This window comes from Streptomyces sp. NPDC026659 (assembly GCF_040638245.1).
Classification (GTDB): Bacteria; Actinomycetota; Actinomycetes; order Streptomycetales; family Streptomycetaceae; genus Streptomyces.
Map to the genome: position 1 here is coordinate 234,930 of NZ_JBEZXY010000007.1, position 17,468 is coordinate 252,397.

Consider the following 17,468-nt stretch of genomic DNA (forward strand, 5'->3'; position numbering starts at 1 on the left):
ATGACACGCACCGAATCTTGGTCGAGGGTCGTCGTCGACACGAGCACCGGCCGTCCGGACGCCGGGTTGCTGCGCAGGCTCGCCGACGGCGAGGTCGCCGTCGTCGTCCTGCGCAACCTGCTGCCCGCCGAGGTGTTCAAGGACAATCTCGACCGGGTCGGCAAGCTCTTCGCCAACGCGTCCACCACGGAGTACGCGAACGGCAGCCTGACCACCATCGGCCCCTACCTCGCCAAGTACCTCGCCGAGCCCGCGGCGTACTTCAGCGAGGCCGAGAAGGCCCAGGGGATGCTCGACAAGGCCGGGTTCGACCTCAACGAGCGGGTCCGCTCGGCACTGCGCGACGCCTTCGGGCTCCGCTCCATGGAGTCGGCCCAGGAGCCTGATGGCAGGCAGTACGCGGCCTCGGTCGTCCGCATCCATGCCGACGGTGTGCGCAACCCGTTGCACAACGACAACATCATGCGGGACGCGCGAGGCACCGGCCTGGTGCTCGCCGGCCTGGCCTACCAGCTCAGCTGCGTGGTGTGCATCCAGGAGTGCGACGAAGGCGGCGAGTTGCGGACGTACCAGAGGGCCTGGGAGTCGGCCGACGAGCAGTACAAAATCGCTGGTGGGCTCGGCTATGACGAGGCCGTGGTGGACGGCCACCCCTGCCACGAGTTCAAGCCGCAGGCCGGCGACATCTACCTGATCAATCCCACCCGCTACCACTCCATCGAGAGGGTCGGCGGAGCGGATCGGCTGACCATGGGCTTCTTCTTCGGGTTCGCCGACGACGAGCTGGATTCCGCGGTGGTCTGGGGATGACCGACGCATTGCTCGCGGCGGGCGCAGACGGCCATACCGCCCGCGCCCGTCTCCTCGATCTGTTCGCCCGCCACAATGCCCGGTTCCGGCTCATCGAACATCCGCCTGAGGGGCGGACCGATGTGGTGAGCGAGATGCGGGGGCATCCCACGGAGCAGGCGGCAAAGTGCATCGTCGTACGGGTGAAAATGACGAAGAAGAGCTCCCGCTACGTCCTCGCCGTCGTGCCCGGTGACCGGCGGGTCGATCTGGGCCGGATCCAGGAGCTTTGGGAGGCGCGGAACGTGTCCTTCGCCGACCGCGCCACCGCCGAGCGGCTGTCCGGCTGCGTCAGCGGCTCCATCGTGCCCTTCGCCTTCGACCCGGCTCTGGAACTGGTCGTCGACCCGGCTCTGCTGGATCACGAGGAGATGTTCTTCAACGCGGGCGACCTGGCCCTGTCCGTGGCCTTGGACGTGTGTGACTACGTACGGATCGCAGAGCCCCGGACTGAGTCGATCGGGGAGGAGGCCGACGTCGTCACGACCTGATCGGAAAGATGGACACCTGGATGATCCAGCGGAACGAACACGCCCGCCCGTTCCGCTGGACCTACGAAGGACTCCCACTCAAAGACGCAGCCTGACCCCTCCACGGACTTCCGCGGAGCCTCTAGGGTCTGTTGCGAAAGTAGATCTTGTTCGGTGATGATCGCCTGTCGTGGGACGTGGGGATCTGACGAACGGCCAGTGGGCCCGGCTTGAGCCGTTGCTGCCTTCAGGCATCAAGCCGGGCCGCCCGCCGGTGTGGACGCGGCGGCAGTTGATAAACGGCATACGGTGGCGGACGCGGACTGGTGCCCCGTGGCGGGACGTGCCGGGACGCTACGGGCCGTGGGACTGGTCCTATGACCTGTTCCAGCGCTGGCAGAGGAGCGGTACCTGGGCCCGGATCGTCACCCAGCTCCAGGCCGAGGGGGAAGCGAAGGGTCTGGTCACCTGGGACGTGAACGTCGACCCCACGGCCTGCCGGGCCCACCAGCACGCCGCCGAGGCGGCGAAAAGGGGGATCTCCAGAAGGAGCCGCCCGGCGGACTCTTCGACGAACCGGCCGACCACGGACTCGGACGGTCCCGCGGCGGGCTGACCAGCAAGATCCACCTGGCGATCGAGCAGGGGCAGAAGCCGCTGTCGGTGGTGATCACGGCCGGTCAGCGAGGTGATTCCCCGCAGTTCGAGCCGGTCCTGGAAGCGATCAGAGTGCCGCGGCTGGTCATCGGGCGGCCGCGCAAGCGACCGGACCGAGTGCGGGCCGACAAGGCATACGACTCCCGCAAGAACCGCGCCTACCTGCGTAGACGCGGTATCAAAGCGACGATCCCGGTCCCTGCGGACCGAGTCCGCAACCGGCAGAAGCTCGGCTCCCGAGGCGGCCGACCGCCGAAGTTCGACAAGACCGACTACAAACAGCGGCACGCGATCGAGTGCGGCATCAATCGACTCAAGCGCCATCGCGCGGTCGCCACGAGATACGACAAACTCGCCGTCCGCTACGAGACGACTGTGCTGATCGCAGTCCTCAACAAGTGGCTGTGACCAGCACTTTCACAACACGCCCTAGATGACCTGGAGGGCACGGAAGTGATGCTGGAGTACGTTCTCGGCTCCGCCCCCGAGCGCATGTCGGCCAGCATCGTGCGCCGGATCACCGACCTGGGCCGCGACCTCAAGGGCCCGCAGTACGTTGGGACGGCGCAGGCCGCCCACTTGCGCGAACGACTCCAGCACACGGCCGTCCTCGCGGCCTCGACCACCGCCCCATGACCGGGAGCCGCCGCCGTGACCGACCAGTCCGCCGCACACGCCGCCGCCGTCACCGACCGGGACCGTCTCGCCCGGAGCGCCTACAGCAGTGACCGGGATCTCGCGGCCCGCCAGTCTCTCTACCGGTGGCAGACGCCTCGCTACGACTTGCCCGGCATCGTGGCCGAGAAGCTGCGCGGCATGCGCGGCCGGGTGGTCGATGTCGGTTGCGGCAACGGGAAGTTCATCCGGCGGCTCCGTGCGGAAAGGCCGGACCTGACACTGCTGGGCCTCGACATCGCGCCCGGCATCGTCTCCGGCGTACCCGGCCCGGTCGCCGTGGCGGATGCGACCACGTTGCCCCTCGCCACGAACAGCACCGATGCCGCTCTGGCGATGCACATGCTGTACCACGTCGCCGACATCGCGCAGGCGGTGCGGGAGCTGTCCCGTGTCGTCGTCGACGACGGGCTGGTCATCGCTTCGACCAACAGCGACCGGGACAAGTCCGAGCTGGACGACCTCTGGCAGCGGGCCGCCGCCGAGGTCCTCGGAACGAAACGCGATCCGGCGCGCATCTCCCTGAGCGCCCGTTTCTCCCTGGAGAGGGCACCTGTCTTCCTTGGGCAAGCGTTCGGCCGCATCGAGACGATCGAGCTGCCCGGCACCATCACCGTTCACGACCCCGAGCCCGTCATCGCGCACATGGCCTCTTACCGGGCTTGGGCCGACCAGCACGACGTCCCTTTCCAGGACACCATCGACAGGGCCCGCGCCATCCTCGTCGACCACCTGGCGCGGCACGGCGCCTTCCGGATCACCTGCCTGGGCGGCGTACTCGTGTGCCGCTTGTGACCTCCTCCGTCACACCAGAACGGGTGTGCCCCCGTCTCCGAGTCCGGAGCCGGGGGCACACCCATGTCCGCCGCTGGTCCTTCTCAGACCTCGTACCGGCCGACTTCGAGGAAGTGGCGCAGGGCCTCCGGGGTGCCGTCGTTCAGGGCCGCGTTCGCGGCGGCGCGCAGGGCGGGGCTGGTGCCGGGGGCGGCGAGGATCGTGGTGATGGCGACGCGGTCGTCCTCGGCCTGGGCGAGCCGGTAGCCGGTCTCCAGCCAGGCGCGGATCTCGGTCGGGTTTCTGCGGTCCAGGAGCCCGTTGACCTCACGCTTCACCCGTCGGCCGCTGTCGGGGTCGGCAAGCAGGCTGACGATGGCCACCCGGTCGTCCTCGGCCTGGGCCAGCGCGTACCCCGTCTCCAGCCAGGCGCGGATCTCGGCCGGGTTTCTGCGGTCCAGGAGCCCGTTGATCTCCTGCTTCACCCGCTGACCGCTGGCAGGGTTGGCAAGCAGGCTGACGATGGCGACGCGGTCGTCCTCGGCCTGGGCCAGCGGGTATCCCGTCTCCAGCCAGGCCCGCATCTCCGCCGGATCGTCGCGGTCCAGCAGCGCGTTGATCTCCTGCTTCACTCGCTGACCACTGTCGGGGTCGGCGAGCAGGCTGACGATCGCAACGCGCAGATCGTCGTCGTCCATGTCGTCGTACGGTGAGCCCACTTGGGCCGTCACGACGACGGCCCCCGCCGACGAAGCACCGGCGGCAAAGGAGGGCGTCGCTAACAGCAACGCCGGAGCCAGCGCCCCGGCAGCCACAGCAAGCGTCACACGGCTCAGTCTCACGAGATCAACCACCTTGAGTCGTAGTCGCGATCTGACACAGCGGGGTGATGATCCCAGGGCCAGCGGCGACGATCATTGCCCGAACCATGCAGTCTTCGGGGGGCGGCGTTGCCGTCGTCGGCCGGGAAGAGGGAGAGCGGCGGATGCGGGTGGGGACCGGTGAGGCGGAGCGGCTGTTCGGGAGTGGCGGGCCGGAGGACTGGGTGGAGTGGGATCGTCGGGTCCGGGGCGAGGAGGAGTGGTACCGGCCGGATGACTACGGGGTCGCGTGGGAACACGGTGCCGCGTCGCGGGTGTTGGCCGCGCTGGACTCGGGTGGGCCGCTGAGTGACGCCGGTCTCGCGCTGGTGCTCTGCCGTCAGGACGGGCGGATACGGCAGCGGGCGTTGGAGCGGGCCGGGGGGCGGCCCGCGTTGCTTCCGCTGGTGGTGGTGCGGTGTGCCGACTGGGCCGGGCCCGTGCGGGAGCGGGCGCGGGAGCTGCTCGTCGAGGCGCTGGACGCGGAGGCCGCCGTACGGCTCGCGCCATTGGTGCTGCGGCTGGCCGACCGGCAGCGGGGGGACTTCGCCCTCGGGCTGCTCGAACAGGTGCTGCGCCGGGAGGGGCCGGGGGCTCTGCTGGCGTCCGGTGATCGTACGGCGCGCCGGTTCGCGTACCGGCTGGGCGTGGAGGAGGGCCGCCTCTCCGCTGTCGAGCTGGCCCGGGCCGCGGCGCGGGACGACGACGCGGTCGTACAGGGGCTGTGTGCGGATGCGGCGCTCGCCGCCGTGGCGGACGCGGACGTGGTGGACGTCCTGCTCGGCGCCCGCGCTCCCCGTGTCCGGGGCGCCGGGGTCACCGGGCTGCGGCGGCTGGGACGGCTGGAGCGGGCCGAGGAGTTCCTCGCGGACCGCTCCGCGCTGGTGCGGGCCTGTGCGCGGTATGTCGTACGGCAGCTCGGGGGCGACCCGCTGCCCTGGTACCGGGCGCGCTGTGCCGACCCCGCGCCCCCGGTCGGCGCCCCCATCGGCCTCGCGGAGTGCGGGCAGCGCGCGGACGCCGGGTTGCTGTGGCCGCTGCTGGACCACCCGGAGGCGGGGGTGCGGGCGCGGGCCGTGGCGGGGTTGCGGGTGCTGGACGTGACGGACGTGCAGCGGATGCGGCGACTGCTGGACGATCCCGCGCCCGGCGTCGTCCGCGAGGCCACCCTCGCGCTGCTGCCGTCCACCGAGGCGCTGCCCGAGGAGTGGCTGCTGCGGCGGCTGGACGCGGACCGGCCCCGGCGTGAGCGGGTGTCGGCGTGGCGGCTGCTGGACGCGCGGGGCGAGCCGGCCCGGCTGCGGGCGGCGGTGGCGCTGCTCGAATGCGGGGACGGGGACGTACGGCTGCGGGCGCGGGCCGAGTCGGTCGTACGGCGGGTGCTGCGCTGGGGGGCACGCGACCGGTCGGCGCCGGAGGTCGCCGGGCTGCTGGAGCGGGCCCGGCTGCTCCTGGACGCGCCCGCCCGCGGACTGAACGTGCCTGCCTTCGGGCTGGAATCGCCCGTTCTCAGGCTGGACGCGCCCGTTCTCGGGCTGGACGCGCCCACTTCACGACGGGAAGCGACCGCTTGACGGTTTTGCCGGTTCCGGGTCGTATCGCGGCTCCCCCATGGCCCACCCCGGGTGCACACTGGACAGCACAGGGCGCTGAGTGCGGGGTGATGCGAGATGCGGAGCCGCTTCCGGAGCGACCGGCGGCTGACCGTGCGGATGACGGTCACGCTGTTTCTGCTCGGCCTGCTGTACGTGGGGTTCGTGGCCGCGCTGATCGTGCTGCTGAAGTCGTGGCTGCTGGTCGTGGTGCTGGTGGGTGCGCTGTTCGTGGCGCAGTTCTGGTTCTCCGACAAGATCGCGATGTTCGCGATGCACGGGCGGGTCGTGGAGCCGGAGGAGTATCCCGAGCTGCACGCGGTGGTGGACCGGCTGTGCGCGATGGCCGACATGCCGAAGCCCGTGGTGGCCGTGTCGTCCATGGACATGCCGAACGCGTTCGCGACCGGGCGGAACCCGGATCACGCCGTGGTCTGTGTGACCACGGGACTCCTACGGCGCCTTGAGCCCGCCGAACTGGAGGGCGTACTCGCGCACGAGCTGTCGCACGTGGCGCACAAGGACGTCGCCGTGATCACGGTCGCGTCGTTCCTCGGGGTGCTCGCGGGTCTGATCGTCCGGTTCGCCTTCTACTCGTCGCTGTTCGGCGCGGGCCGCCGGGACCAGAACACGGCTGCCGTGTTCGCCGCGGTGATCAGCGTCTCGGTCGCGGTGTACGCGATCAGCTTCCTGCTGATCCGCGCACTCTCCCGCTACCGCGAGCTGGCCGCCGACCGCGCGGCCGCGCAGCTGACCGGCCGTCCCTCGGCACTGGCGTCGGCGCTCACCAAGGTCTCCGGGGACATCGCCCGTATCCCGACGAAGGACCTGCGGACGGCGCAGGCGTTCAACGCGTTCTACTTCACCCCGGCGACCGGCAAGGAGCCCGGCATCGAGCGGTTCTTCTCCACCCACCCGACGCTGGAACAGCGGCTGGAGCAGCTGGGCCGGATCTCGGCGGAGCTGGGCGAGGCGGCGACCCCCGAGTCGGCGGCCTGAGGACGGCCAGGGCATGGGGCTGCTGGACATTCTGCTGGGGCGTACGAAGCCGGTGCCGCCGGATCTGGACCGGCTGTTCGGGCTGCCGTCGGCGGCGGTGACGCTGCAGGTGGTGTCGGGGTTCACTCCGACCGGCACCGGCGCGGTGTGCTTCGCGACGGTCGAGGGCGCGGCCTTCCAGCAGACCCACCGCGAGGTGCGGGCACTCCTCGACGCGGACACCGACCGCACCGGGCCCCGGGTGGAGCTGGTCCAGGACGCGTACGGCTACTCCTGGCTCGTCTCCCGCCGCGCCCCCGACCAGCTCCCCGAACTGGTCAACGACCTGCACGCGGTCAACAGCTCCATGGAGGCCAACGGCTTCGGCCCCCAGCTCCTGTGCTCCCTGGTCACCTTCACCCGCGACAACCCCACCGACGACCGCTCCCTCGCCCTCGTCTACCTCTACAAACGCGGCAGCTTCTACCCCCTGTGCACCCACGCCGGGCGCCAGTCGCGCGACAACGCGATGGAACTGCAACTGGCGTCGGCGCTGGAGAACGACCTGCGCATGGAGCCGGACAAGTCGCGGTGGTTCCCGTTGTGGGACGCGCCGGGGATGGGGGGCTGAGGGGCGCCGGGTGCCTTCGCATCAGCCGAGTGCCCTCGCACCAGCCGAGTGCCTTCGCGGCAGCAGCCCCGTTCAGCCGGTGTGCTCCACGAGGGCGTCGATGATCTCGGGCCACAGCTCGCGTGGGCGGTCGTGTCCCATGTCGGGGACGAGGAGGAGCCTCGCGCCGGGCACCAGCTCCGCGGTGCGCCGCCCACCGCTGACGTCGATCAGCGTGTCGTCGAGACCGTGCATCACCAGGGTCGGCACGCGGAGCTCGCGGAGGGCGTCCGCGCGTGAGCCGCTGAGGATCATCGCTCCGAGCTGCCGCCCGGCTCCGGCGGGGTAGTGGGCGCGGTCGTAACTCCGGGCCGCCAGCTCCCGGAGGGCGGCGGGGTCGCCGTAGCGCCTGGACGCCCAGACCAGTTCCCGCTCCGCCGCCGCGATGTACTCCTCGCGGCCCTGCGGCTTCGGGCCGAACAGCACCGCCTGGGCCTCGGGGCTGGGACGGCCGTACTCGCTCTCGCCGGTCGAGGACATCATCGACGTCAGCGTCAGCACCCGTTCCGGCCGGGTGAGGGCCATCGTCTGGGCGATCATCCCGCCCATCGACGCCCCGACCACGTGGGCGCGTTCGATGCCGAGCGCGGCGAGCAGGCCGAGGCCGTCGTCCGCCATGTCCTGCAACCGGTAGGGGATCATCGCGAGGGCGGCGGGGATGTCTCCCGAGCTGACGGCGGCGACGAACTCGCCGACGTCCACGGGGTGTTCGTCGAACGTGGTCGACAGTCCGCTGTCTCGGTTGTCGTACCGGATCACATAGCGGCCGCGCTCCGCCAGCGCGCGGCAGAAGTCCTCGTGCCAGGCGATCATCTGGGCGCCGAAGCCCGTCACCAGCAGGACAGGAGGGTCACCGGGGTCGCCGAAGCTGTCGTAGGCGAGGGACACTTCGGGCGACACGGCGGCAATCGGCATACGGGGATCTTGCCAGTCCCGGCCGGGAGGACGCACCGGGATTCCCGGCGCGCGGCGATGCCGAGGTGTGCGTGAATGGCCCGCATGCGCGAACTCTCCCTGGACGACCATGAATTCACCTGCGACGGCGAACGGCTCGGTGTCGTGTGCGCCGGGACGACGCCGGGCCGAGCGACCGCCGTCCTGCTGCACGGCGCGGGCACCGGGAGCAAGGCCCGGCTCCTGCCACTGGCCGCGGAGTTCGCCGCACGGGGCTGCCACACCCTGGCCTTCGACTTCTCCGGCCACGGCGACAGCACGGGCGCCCTCGCGGAGTTGAGCCTGCGCCGCCGGTACGAGCAGGCGATCGCGGTGATCGACGCCCACGCCCCGGCGGACTCCCCGCTGATCCTCGTCGGCTTCAGCATGAGCGGCCAGACGGTGGCGGACCTTGTACGGCACTACGGCACTACGGCCCCCGGGTCACCGCCCTCGGCCTGGGCGCGCCCGCGGTGTACGCCCCCGACGCCTGGGACGTGCCCTTCGGCGCGGGTGACGGCCGCTTCACCGAGATCCTCCGCACCCCGGACAGCTGGCGCGCCTCCCCCGCCCTCGATGTGTTGCGGTCGTACGAGGGGCGGGCGGTGCTGGTGGTGCCGGGGACGGACGCGGTGATCCCGGGGGCCGTGACGGAGGCGGTACAGGACGCGCTGGCGACGCGGGCGCAATACACGCGCTTCGAACTGCCGGATGCCGAGCACCGGTTGGGGCTGTGGTTCCGAGATCATCCGGAGGACTGCGGGGAGTTGGCGGGACTCCTGTTGGAGGGGCTGGAGGAAGGGGGCTGGTCGGCGACCCGGGCATGGACGGGCGAACGGCTTCCGGAGGGGCGGAAGGTCGTGGACTCCCGTCCGCTGCGGGGTGGTTGGTCGTCCCGGATGCGCGCGCTCGGCCTGGACGACGGGACGGAACTTGTCCTGCGGTCCTTCGTGAAGCCCTTCTACCGGCGGCACGCACCCGCGTTGCTGTCGCGGGAGGCGGCCGTACTGGAGTTGCTGGCGGACGAGGCCGGTATCCCGGCGCCGGGCCTGATCGCCGTCGACGCCTCCGGTCAACACTGCGACCACCCTTCCCTGTTGATGACCAAGCTGCCCGGGAGGCTTCGCGTGGAGGCGCCGGACCCCGCCGTACTGGACCTGCTCGCCGCGCAGTTGGTCCGTATCCACGCGGTCGTACCGGAACGACGACCGCGCACCTACGAGGCGTGGACCTCGCCGGAGCGCGTACGGGCCGCGGTGTCCGGTGGGGTGTGGGAACGGGCGGTGAAGGTGATCGAGCGCGAACCTCCGTCACACCAGGGCCGTTTCCTGCATCGGGACTACCACCCCGGGAACGTGCTGTTCACCGGCGAGGACGCGGAGCCGCGCATCAGCGGGGTCGTGGACTGGGTGGAGACCTCCTGGGGCCCCGCCGACCTGGACGTGGCCCACTGCTCGACGGCCCTGGCACTGCTGCACGGCCCGGAGCACGGCCTGGCCTTCCGGGCGCGGTACGAACGCCAGGGCGGCCACGGCCTCGCGGACGGCCCGGATCACCTGTACTGGCGCCTGCTCGACGCGCTCGCGTACGTCCCCGACGCGGCGAAAATGGCCGATCCGTGGCGCGAGTTGGGGCGGACGGACCTGACGCCCGAGGTGCTGAGCGGGCGACTGGAGGCGTACGTGGGCGCGCTGCTGAGCTGAGGGGGCGGGGGTCGGCATGGGGCAAGGTGGGCAGCATGTCCCACACTCACAGCGCCCAGCCCCTGCGCCACATCGCCCCGCTCACGGACCTCTGCCCTCCCCCGCCCGGCGGCGGCCGGAACGTGGAATGGCCCGCCGTGGAGCAGACGTTGGGCGTCCCCCTCCCCGCCGACTACAAGCAGCTCGTACAAACCTACGGCGGTGGCCTCTTCGGCGACCTCATATGGCTCCTGCAACCCGGCTGCCCCGAGGCGATGTACGACCTGGTCGCCCAGACCACGGACCGTGAAGAGATCCTCACGGAGCTGTGGGCGGCGGGCGAGAGGCGTCCGCCGGAGCTGGACGAGGACAGTGCCCGGCTGGTGCCGTGGGGATACGCGGAGGGCGCGGGCCACTTCCTCTACTGGCTGATCCGCCCCGGCACCGACCCGGACGACTGGACCGTCGTCCTCAACGAGGGCCGCGGACCCCTGTGGGAATTCCACCCGGTGTCGTGCAGCGAGTTCCTGCTGGAGGTGCTTGCCGGTACGACCCCGTCGCCCTACTTCACCGACGTCGACGACATCGTCGCCCCCGAGGACAGGACGCGCTTCATCCCCAACGCGGAGATCCTGAACCGGTGGCAGAAAGGGTGACAGAAGGGGTGGCGCCGCAACCCCCAAGGCACCGGCGCCCCCCACTCACCTATCGCATCAGCGCCCGCACCATCCGGCACGTCGTCGCGGACGGCGGGTGGACGCCGAGCTTCTCGGCCGTGCGGCGGATGGTGGCGTCGCGGGCCTGGGTCGGGCGGTAGACGCCGGAGTCGAGCAGGGCTATGGCCAGGCGCATGGCCTTCAGGCGCCGGTTGTGCGTGACGTACCACTCGCGCGGCTGCCCGGCCGGCAGCGGGCTCTTCGCCACCGGTGCGTACGGCGAGTCGAGCGGCACGGCGCGCCTGGCGGTGGACTGGGTGGGTGACGGCTTGTTCTTCAGAGCGGCGGCAGCGGGCACGGGCATCCTCCTGTCGCGATCAGAGCGCCTACCGGAGACCCCGGCACGCACTCTCGAACACTGCTCCAATTCTACTGCCGGGCACTGACATTCAGGAGTCCGCAGAGCAGCCGAAATTGCCGGATGAGCTGGGGATTTGCCACCCGTCACGCCGATGTCGCACGTCACTCGCGGCGACGCGAGAGAATCGAACAACTTCAACACGGGAAGCTGCTTGCCCGCCCCGCGTACCGTGACCCCCATGGAGATCTGGATCAACCCGAGCTGTTCCAAGTGCCGCAGCGCTCTCGACGTGCTGGATGCCGAGAAGACCGGGTACACCGTGCGGCGGTATCTGGAGGACGCGCCCGGTGAGGGGGAGATTCGGGAGGTGTTGGAGCGGCTGGGGCTGGAGCCGTGGGACATCACGCGGACTCAGGAGGCGGAGGCGAAGGAGTTGGGGGTCGGGGAGTGGGCGCGGGACGCGGGGGCGAGGGAGCGGTGGGTGGCCGCGCTCGCGGCGCATCCTCGGCTGATTCAGCGGCCGATCATCACCGCCGACGACGGAACCGCGCTGGTGGGGCGGACGGAGGAGGCCGTACGGGAGGCCGTGCGGCGGAGCCGGGGGTGACGCCCATAACAGGCGTAACTCAACTCCCGTGTGACGTACGTTACTTGGGATGCTTCGGTAACCGCTGAGTAACGGCGTCCGGGCGCCCGTACATAGCGGCGTACGCTCCCCTACCTCGCAGGAGGCGCGGATGTCGCGCAGGAGACTCGACACCAAGAAGAAGATCGCGCTGCTCGTCAGTGCGGCGGCGGTGGCGGGTGGTGGTGCCTTCGCGCTGGCCACCACCTCCAACGCCGCGCAGACCCCGAAGGACGCCAAGACGCTGTCGTCGGCGGCGGACTCGACCGTCTGCCAGGGCTTCGCCACGGCACTCGGCAACAACCAGAAGTTCATCGCCGACCAGAAGGCGAACCCGGACGCGCAGTCCAACGCCCGGATCGCCAACCGTGAGGCGGTCATCGCGCAGATCAAGGTCCAGCAGAAGGCTGCCGGATGCGCCGTTGGGGAGTCGGCTCAGGGCTCCCAGGCGGCGCAGGGCAACCAGCAGGGCCAGCAGAACCAGCAGGGCAACGCTCAGCAGGGCAACCAGCAGGCCGGTGGAGCTCAGCAGAGCACCCCGCCCGCGCAGGCCGGCGGCAACAACGCCGGCGGCGCCGCGGCCTCCGGTCAGCAGGTCTGCAACGGCTCCACCGTCACGCTCTCGGGTGAGGGCGGCGCCCCGGCCGCGTCCAGCAACCAGTTCCCGGCGGGTACGACCCTCAAGGTCACCAACCTGGACAACAACAAGTCGACCACCGTCAAGGTCACGTCGGTGTCCGGCAGTTGCGTCCTGCTCAACAACGAGGCGTTCGAGCAGGTGCGGGAGCCGGGCAAGTTCCTCATCCGCCGCGCCGTGATCGAGAAGGTGGGATAAGGGGACACCCGACCGACGAGAACCAGGTCCCGCTGTTCGCGGCCACGAACAGCGGGACCGGCTTGTCCGGGGACCGACTCGTCCCGGGACCGCGGGAGCGACCCGGCATCCCACCCGAACACCCCACAAGGTGAGCCACACCACAAAAAGCCTCAGGTAACACGGGGTTCACACAAGGGCAACGGACGGGAAATCGCCCGTTGGCAGTCTGCCCGCAGACCGACCCACCCCCGGAGGAAGTGGCCCCGTGACCTTCAAGGCTGAGTACATCTGGATCGACGGCACCGAGCCGACGGCCAAGCTGCGTTCCAAGACGAAGATCATCGCGGGTGCTCCGGCCGGTCTCGATGCGCTGCCGATCTGGGGCTTCGACGGCTCCTCCACCAACCAGGCCGAGGGCCACGCCTCGGACCGCGTGCTCAAGCCGGTCTTCACCTGCCCGGACCCGATCCGCGGCGGCGACGACATCCTCGTGCTGTGCGAGGTCCTCGACATCGACATGACGCCGCACGCGTCCAACACCCGTGCCGCGCTGGCCGAGGTCGCCGAGCGGTTCGCCGCGCAGGAGTCGATCTTCGGCATCGAGCAGGAGTACACCTTCTTCGACGGCACCCGCCCGCTCGGCTTCCCGGAGAACGGCTTCCCGGCCCCCCAGGGCGGCTACTACTGCGGTGTCGGCGCCGACGAGATCTTCGGCCGCGACATCGTCGAGGCCCACCTGGACAACTGCCTGAAGGCCGGTCTCGGCATCTCCGGCATCAACGCCGAGGTCATGCCCGGCCAGTGGGAGTTCCAGGTCGGCCCGCTCGCCCCGCTGGAGGTCTCCGACCAGCTGTGGGTCGCCCGCTGGCTGCTCTACCGCACCGCCGAGGACTTCGGCATCACCGCGACCCTCGACCCCAAGCCGGTCAAGGGCGACTGGAACGGCGCGGGCGCGCACACCAACTTCTCCACCAAGGCCATGCGCGAGGGCTACGACGCGATCATCACCGCGTGCGAGTCGCTCGGCGAGGGCTCCAAGCCGATGGACCACGTCAAGAATTACGGCGCGGGCATCGACGACCGCCTCACCGGTCTGCACGAGACCGCCCCGTGGAACGAGTACAGCTACGGCATCTCGGACCGCGGCGCCTCGGTCCGCATCCCGTGGCAGGTCGAGAAGGACGGCAAGGGCTACATCGAGGACCGCCGTCCCAACGCCAACGTCGACCCGTACGTGGTGACCCGCCTGATGGTGGACACCTGCTGCTCCGCCCTGGAGAAGGCCGGCCAGGTCTGATCCGACCGCATCACCGTCCCGGACGGGCGCCCGCCGACACGGCGGGCGCCCGTCCGCGCGTTACGGGGTCCACCGAGCCCCGCCCCACCATGCGCCGCCTCCCCGTCCACGGACTGAGACGTGCTCCGGGGTACGCCCGTACGCCCCACCCCGCGCACCACCACCCCGCCCCAGGTGAACGGTGGCCGAATCCGGCCAACAACCCGCCGGCAAGCCGTCCGACCAGTGAGAGACGCCTCCTGCCCGGCGCCCGATTCTGCTTCAATGGGCACATGGCCAGCTTCCAGCAGAACACCGCGACGGGTCGCCATGACCTGGAGCCCTTCTGGCCTTCCCGTCAGCACGACGACTTCGACCGGGTGTGTTGCCGCGCGAGCACCGCGCGGGCCTTCTGAAGCCGTAACCCCGGCCTCCAGGCACCCGCGCGACACGACGAACGTCCCGAGGCGCGCCCAACCACGAATCGCGGCCGTCGCCCTGTCCGACGCATTCCTCGCGCGAAAGAGCTGACCTCTCATGGCGACCCACCGTCCTCAGTCCACCGCCACTCCCCTCGCCACTCCCCTCTCCGGTCCTCTGGCCTCCGCCCCGACGACGCCCCGTTCCGCCCCGCTCCCCGCGAACGGCGCCCGGCACCGGCTGCGGGCCGTCGACCGGGACGAGGCGTGGGCCCCGGCCCACCCGGCCGGCGCCGAGCACCCCGGGACCACCGTCGCGGACCTGCTGCCGCCGGGGGCGACCTGGCTGCCCGCGCCGCCGCACACCGTGCCCGACCTCCCCGGGCGCCCGCCGATGATCGGCTATCTGGTCCTCGTACCGGCCGACCAGCGCCCGCCGTTCGCCCCGGTCACGGTCCCCGACCGGACCGTCCTCGACCAGGCCGTCCCCGACCGGCCCGCCCCCGCCGAGGGCGCCCCGCTGGTGCGGATCGACCCCACGCGCCGTACCGCCTCCGTGGAGGGCCGCGAACTCGACCTCACCTACCTGGAGTTCGAGCTGCTGGCCCACCTGGTGGCGCACCCGCACCGGGTGCACACCCGCGACCAGCTGGTCACCACCGTGTGGGGGTACGGCCATGTCGGCGACGGCCGCACCGTCGACGTGCACATCGCCCGAGTGCGCCGCAAGCTGGGCATTCACCGGCACACCATCCAGACGGTGCGCCGCGTCGGCTACAAGTACATTCCGCCGACCGGGAGCTGAGCGGGAACCGAGCGGGAGAAAAAATCAACTCCCGCTGCTCAGGGGGTATTTGATGCCCCCAGTCGGGGTAGTTCTCTGAATTATTTGTGAGAAGGCTGAACACCTCTGAGGCGGCGTCCGTATGGATGGACGCCGCTTCACTCCTGTCGGGCGCCTCGATGCTGCCCCGCAAGGAAGTCAGAGGAGTTCCATGGGACGCAACACACGTAAACGCCGTACGCCGCTGGCCGTTAAGGTCACCGCCGCATCGGCGGCCCTAGCGCTCGGTGGGGGCGGGCTTATCTGGGCGAACTTCTACGCCTCCGCACACGAGAGCAACGGTGGCAAGTGGGGAGGCAACTCGACCAAGGCCGCCGCCGCCCAGGTCGCGACCATCTCCTGCCCCGACGTCGGCCAGAAGCTCACCAACGTGCCGAACCAGGCCCGCAAGGACGTGGACGGCGAACTGGCCAACCTGGACCGCCAGATCACCGAGGCCTACCAGCGCCTGGCGACCACCCGCGACGCCCAGACCCGCGACGCGAGCTTCGTCCAGAACACGATCCTCCAGCCGCTCAAGGAGCGCCGCCAGAACATCCTGGACCGGATCAAGCTGGAGATCACCCGCGTGGGCGGTACCGCCCCCGGCGATCTGGACACCCTGGCCAACTGCACCGGCACGCCCGCCGACCAGACCACCCCCGGTGGCCAGAACGGCGGCCAGCAGCAGGGCGGCCAGAACGGTGGCCAGCAGAACAACGGCGGCCAGAACCAGAACGGCCAGAACGGCCAGCAGGGCGGCGGTCAGAACAACGGCGGCCAGGCCGGCAACGGTGGTCAGCAGGGCGGCATCGGCGGCCAGGCCGGCAACGGCCCCGTCGCGGCCGACTTCGTGGACATCACCAAGGTCCAGCCGAACGTGAAGGCCAAGCCGCGCAACAGCGGCAACGCCTCGCGGGGCACCTTCACCACGCGCTGCGGTGTGAACGCCAACAAGAACCACAACACCGACAACGTCATCGTGGCGCCCGGCGTGAAGAACGGCGCGCACCACCTGCACGACTACGTCGGCAACCAGAAGATCGACGCCTTCGCCAGCAACGACACGTTCCTCCAGGGCGGCAGCAGCTGCCAGAACAAGAGCGACCTGTCGTCGTACTACTGGCCGGTCGTCCGGGTCCAGGACGGTTCCCAGGACTTCGACCAGAACAACGACGGCGGCGGCAAGGAGGGCAACGTCGGCAAGATCCTGACGCCCGTCCAGGCGCAGATCAAGTACGTCGGCAGCCCCACCGGCAAGGTCGTCGCGATGCCGCAGTTCCTGCGGATCATCACCGGTGACGCCAAGACCACCACCAACGGTCTGGCCAACGCCAACGCCCACTGGAGCTGCACCGGGTTCGAGAACAAGGTCCAGCTGACGGAGCAGTACCCGATCTGCCCGCAGGGCAGCAAGGTCGTGCGCACGTTCGCCTTCCAGAGCTGCTGGGACGGCCAGAACACCGACAGCGCCAACCACCGCACCCACGTGGCCTTCGCCGACGCCAACGGCAACTGCCAGAACGGCTTCAAGGCGATCCCGCAGCTGACGATGCGTCTCGTCTACAACATCACGCCGCCCACCCTGGCCAACGGCCAGGTGAAGAACGCGTACGCCGTGGACGGTTTCCCGGAGCAGCTGCACAAGGCTTCGACGGACCACGACGACTTCATCAGCATCACCCAGGGCAATCTCGCCAACAAGATCGCCAACTGCGTCAACCGCGGTCAGAACTGCTCGTGATCCCCTGATCCCCCCACCCGGGGAACACGAGTAAAGGCCGGTGACGGGCCCCACCCCGTCACCGGCCTTCGCCGTTGTCCGCCCTTCCGGCTTCCCGCGTATCCGCTGTCTCAGCCGGTGTGCGCGTGGTGGTCGGTGCCCACCTCGAGGTCCCCGCCGAGCGTCCCGCGCAGCGCCTTGACCGTGCCGTCCTCGCCGACGGCCACCCACTTGCGGCCGACGAGGTAGAAACCGCCGTAGTCCTTCGCGTCGTTGATCCACTCGCGCTGGCCGCGGTCGGTGGCGAAGGTGGCCAGGACGAACTTGCCGTCCTTGTTCTTGCACAGCGCCTGCCGGATCTCGTCGGCGTCGGTCTGCATGTCCGGGGTGCACTTGACCTCGGCGGCCAGGCTCTCCAGGCTGCCGGTCGCCGTCACCGGCACCTTCTTCTCCTGCGGTCCGGACCCACAGCCCGCAAGCGCCAGTAGGGCCACCGCGGCACCCGACGCGGCGAGCGCCGCCCTCGTCACCTTCATCTGCACTGCTCCTCCGGTCCTGGTACGCCACATGCCGCACGGGGCCCCCGGCGAGGGGGCCCGTACCGACGGATACGGCTGCGGGCGCCGCA

General features: G+C 70.4%; 20 protein-coding genes and 1 pseudogene. 17 read left to right on the forward strand and 4 right to left on the reverse strand.

The genetic code is table 11. The features are described 5' to 3' along the window. The 5 genes from AB0E91_RS19485 (at position 1) to AB0E91_RS19505 (ending at position 3,446) form a co-directional block, all read left to right on the forward strand. A complete protein-coding gene (locus AB0E91_RS19485) occupies positions 1-810 on the forward strand; it encodes a hypothetical protein (RefSeq protein WP_361783016.1) in 810 nt (269 codons plus the stop codon). Further along, positions 807-1,340: a YbaK/EbsC family protein gene (locus AB0E91_RS19490; RefSeq protein ID WP_361783019.1), complete on the forward strand. Its 534-nt coding sequence runs from the start codon at positions 807-809 to the stop codon at positions 1,338-1,340. Before AB0E91_RS19485 ends, AB0E91_RS19490 begins: the two co-directional genes overlap by 4 nt. A gap of 169 nt (positions 1,341-1,509) precedes the next feature. Continuing rightward, positions 1,510-2,384 (forward strand): IS5 family transposase gene (locus tag AB0E91_RS19495; protein ID WP_361783022.1). Its coding sequence is split into 2 segments (ribosomal slippage): positions 1,510-1,903 and positions 1,903-2,384, totalling 876 coding nucleotides; the frame shifts between segments, so codons are not numbered across the junction. A 48-nt stretch (positions 2,385-2,432) separates the two neighbouring features. Next, positions 2,433-2,612, forward strand: coding sequence for a hypothetical protein (locus AB0E91_RS19500; protein WP_361783025.1), 180 nt, complete (start codon positions 2,433-2,435; stop codon positions 2,610-2,612). A 15-nt stretch (positions 2,613-2,627) separates the two neighbouring features. After that, a complete protein-coding gene (locus tag AB0E91_RS19505) occupies positions 2,628-3,446 on the forward strand; it encodes a class I SAM-dependent methyltransferase (protein WP_361783028.1) in 819 nt (272 codons plus the stop codon). A gap of 83 nt (positions 3,447-3,529) precedes the next feature. Here AB0E91_RS19505 and AB0E91_RS19510 read toward each other — a convergent pair whose 3' ends face one another. Continuing rightward, on the reverse strand, positions 3,530-4,123 hold the full coding sequence (locus AB0E91_RS19510; RefSeq protein WP_361783031.1) for a hypothetical protein: 594 nt from the start codon (positions 4,121-4,123) through the stop codon (positions 3,530-3,532). A gap of 230 nt (positions 4,124-4,353) precedes the next feature. Between AB0E91_RS19510 and AB0E91_RS19515 the strand changes: the two genes are divergently transcribed. The 3 genes from AB0E91_RS19515 to AB0E91_RS19525 all read left to right on the forward strand — a co-directional run bounded on the left by AB0E91_RS19515 (position 4,354) and on the right by AB0E91_RS19525 (position 7,486). Continuing rightward, positions 4,354-5,859, forward strand: coding sequence for a hypothetical protein (locus AB0E91_RS19515; protein WP_361783034.1), 1,506 nt, complete (start codon positions 4,354-4,356; stop codon positions 5,857-5,859). A 96-nt stretch (positions 5,860-5,955) separates the two neighbouring features. After that, positions 5,956-6,876, forward strand: a complete 921-nt coding sequence (gene htpX / locus AB0E91_RS19520) for a zinc metalloprotease HtpX (protein ID WP_361783037.1) — start codon at positions 5,956-5,958, stop codon at positions 6,874-6,876. Positions 6,877-6,889: 13 nt separating this feature from the next. After that, positions 6,890-7,486: a hypothetical protein gene (locus tag AB0E91_RS19525; RefSeq protein WP_361783040.1), complete on the forward strand. Its 597-nt coding sequence runs from the start codon at positions 6,890-6,892 to the stop codon at positions 7,484-7,486. Positions 7,487-7,558: 72 nt separating this feature from the next. Here AB0E91_RS19525 and AB0E91_RS19530 read toward each other — a convergent pair whose 3' ends face one another. Next, positions 7,559-8,440, reverse strand: a complete 882-nt coding sequence (locus AB0E91_RS19530; protein WP_361783043.1) for an alpha/beta hydrolase — start codon at positions 8,438-8,440, stop codon at positions 7,559-7,561. A gap of 84 nt (positions 8,441-8,524) precedes the next feature. On the opposite strand from AB0E91_RS19530, the pseudogene AB0E91_RS19535 reads away from it, so the two are divergent. From AB0E91_RS19535 to AB0E91_RS19545, 3 genes and pseudogenes are all read left to right on the forward strand, one after another. Beyond that, positions 8,525-8,866: pseudogene (locus AB0E91_RS19535) on the forward strand (alpha/beta fold hydrolase); the annotation flags it as partial. Positions 8,867-8,931: 65 nt separating this feature from the next. Continuing rightward, the gene (locus AB0E91_RS19540) at positions 8,932-10,161 is read left to right on the forward strand and encodes an aminoglycoside phosphotransferase family protein (protein WP_361783046.1); all 1,230 of its coding nucleotides are present in this window, start codon (positions 8,932-8,934) and stop codon (positions 10,159-10,161) included. Positions 10,162-10,196: 35 nt separating this feature from the next. Next, positions 10,197-10,796 carry an SMI1/KNR4 family protein gene (locus tag AB0E91_RS19545; RefSeq protein WP_361783049.1) on the forward strand — a complete coding sequence of 200 codons (600 nt, stop codon included), beginning with the start codon at positions 10,197-10,199 and terminating at the stop codon, positions 10,794-10,796. A 49-nt stretch (positions 10,797-10,845) separates the two neighbouring features. Here the strand turns inward: AB0E91_RS19545 and AB0E91_RS19550 are convergent, their stop codons facing one another. Then, positions 10,846-11,160, reverse strand: coding sequence for a hypothetical protein (locus AB0E91_RS19550; RefSeq protein WP_361783052.1), 315 nt, complete (start codon positions 11,158-11,160; stop codon positions 10,846-10,848). A 235-nt stretch (positions 11,161-11,395) separates the two neighbouring features. Here AB0E91_RS19550 and AB0E91_RS19555 point away from each other — a divergent pair, with 235 nt between their 5' ends. The 6 genes from AB0E91_RS19555 to AB0E91_RS19580 all read left to right on the forward strand — a co-directional run bounded on the left by AB0E91_RS19555 (position 11,396) and on the right by AB0E91_RS19580 (position 16,861). Continuing rightward, positions 11,396-11,764 (forward strand): ArsC/Spx/MgsR family protein, encoded by a 369-nt coding sequence (locus AB0E91_RS19555; RefSeq protein WP_361783055.1) that lies wholly within the window; start codon positions 11,396-11,398, stop codon positions 11,762-11,764. 130 nt (positions 11,765-11,894) lie between these two features. After that, on the forward strand, positions 11,895-12,617 hold the full coding sequence (locus AB0E91_RS19560) for a hypothetical protein (protein WP_361783058.1): 723 nt from the start codon (positions 11,895-11,897) through the stop codon (positions 12,615-12,617). A 247-nt stretch (positions 12,618-12,864) separates the two neighbouring features. Next, entirely contained in the window at positions 12,865-13,896 is a 1,032-nt protein-coding gene (gene glnII / locus AB0E91_RS19565; RefSeq protein ID WP_361783061.1) for a glutamine synthetase, read from the forward strand. A 272-nt stretch (positions 13,897-14,168) separates the two neighbouring features. Next, complete coding sequence (locus AB0E91_RS19570) at positions 14,169-14,291, forward strand: hypothetical protein (RefSeq protein ID WP_272919052.1); 123 nt, start codon at positions 14,169-14,171, stop codon at positions 14,289-14,291. 121 nt (positions 14,292-14,412) lie between these two features. After that, positions 14,413-15,099 (forward strand): winged helix-turn-helix domain-containing protein, encoded by a 687-nt coding sequence (locus tag AB0E91_RS19575; RefSeq protein WP_361783064.1) that lies wholly within the window; start codon positions 14,413-14,415, stop codon positions 15,097-15,099. A gap of 190 nt (positions 15,100-15,289) precedes the next feature. After that, complete coding sequence (locus AB0E91_RS19580; protein ID WP_361783067.1) at positions 15,290-16,861, forward strand: DUF1996 domain-containing protein; 1,572 nt, start codon at positions 15,290-15,292, stop codon at positions 16,859-16,861. Positions 16,862-16,971: 110 nt separating this feature from the next. Here AB0E91_RS19580 and AB0E91_RS19585 read toward each other — a convergent pair whose 3' ends face one another. Beyond that, entirely contained in the window at positions 16,972-17,376 is a 405-nt protein-coding gene (locus AB0E91_RS19585; RefSeq protein WP_361783070.1) for a hypothetical protein, read from the reverse strand. Positions 17,377-17,468 lie beyond the last annotated feature (92 nt).

Excerpts from the sequence above, each read along its gene's own strand:
- AB0E91_RS19560 (WP_361783058.1), top strand. The coding sequence starts at position 11,895 with ATGTCGCGCAGGAGACTCGACACCAAGAAGAAGATCGCGCTGCTCGTC.
- AB0E91_RS19500 (WP_361783025.1), top strand. The coding sequence starts at position 2,433 with ATGCTGGAGTACGTTCTCGGCTCCGCCCCCGAGCGCATGTCGGCCAGC.
- AB0E91_RS19490 (WP_361783019.1), top strand. The coding sequence starts at position 807 with ATGACCGACGCATTGCTCGCGGCGGGCGCAGACGGCCATACCGCCCGC.
- htpX (WP_361783037.1), top strand. The coding sequence starts at position 5,956 with ATGCGGAGCCGCTTCCGGAGCGACCGGCGGCTGACCGTGCGGATGACG.
- AB0E91_RS19580 (WP_361783067.1), top strand. The coding sequence starts at position 15,290 with ATGGGACGCAACACACGTAAACGCCGTACGCCGCTGGCCGTTAAGGTC.
- AB0E91_RS19555 (WP_361783055.1), top strand. The coding sequence starts at position 11,396 with ATGGAGATCTGGATCAACCCGAGCTGTTCCAAGTGCCGCAGCGCTCTC.
- AB0E91_RS19575 (WP_361783064.1), top strand. The coding sequence starts at position 14,413 with ATGGCGACCCACCGTCCTCAGTCCACCGCCACTCCCCTCGCCACTCCC.
- AB0E91_RS19515 (WP_361783034.1), top strand. The coding sequence starts at position 4,354 with ATGCAGTCTTCGGGGGGCGGCGTTGCCGTCGTCGGCCGGGAAGAGGGA.
- AB0E91_RS19530 (WP_361783043.1), bottom strand. The coding sequence starts at position 8,440 with ATGCCGATTGCCGCCGTGTCGCCCGAAGTGTCCCTCGCCTACGACAGC.
- AB0E91_RS19585 (WP_361783070.1), bottom strand. The coding sequence starts at position 17,376 with ATGAAGGTGACGAGGGCGGCGCTCGCCGCGTCGGGTGCCGCGGTGGCC.
- AB0E91_RS19570 (WP_272919052.1), top strand. The coding sequence starts at position 14,169 with ATGGCCAGCTTCCAGCAGAACACCGCGACGGGTCGCCATGACCTGGAG.
- AB0E91_RS19550 (WP_361783052.1), bottom strand. The coding sequence starts at position 11,160 with ATGCCCGTGCCCGCTGCCGCCGCTCTGAAGAACAAGCCGTCACCCACC.
- AB0E91_RS19525 (WP_361783040.1), top strand. The coding sequence starts at position 6,890 with ATGGGGCTGCTGGACATTCTGCTGGGGCGTACGAAGCCGGTGCCGCCG.
- AB0E91_RS19545 (WP_361783049.1), top strand. The coding sequence starts at position 10,197 with ATGTCCCACACTCACAGCGCCCAGCCCCTGCGCCACATCGCCCCGCTC.
- AB0E91_RS19510 (WP_361783031.1), bottom strand. The coding sequence starts at position 4,123 with ATGGACGACGACGATCTGCGCGTTGCGATCGTCAGCCTGCTCGCCGAC.
- AB0E91_RS19485 (WP_361783016.1), top strand. The coding sequence starts at position 1 with ATGACACGCACCGAATCTTGGTCGAGGGTCGTCGTCGACACGAGCACC.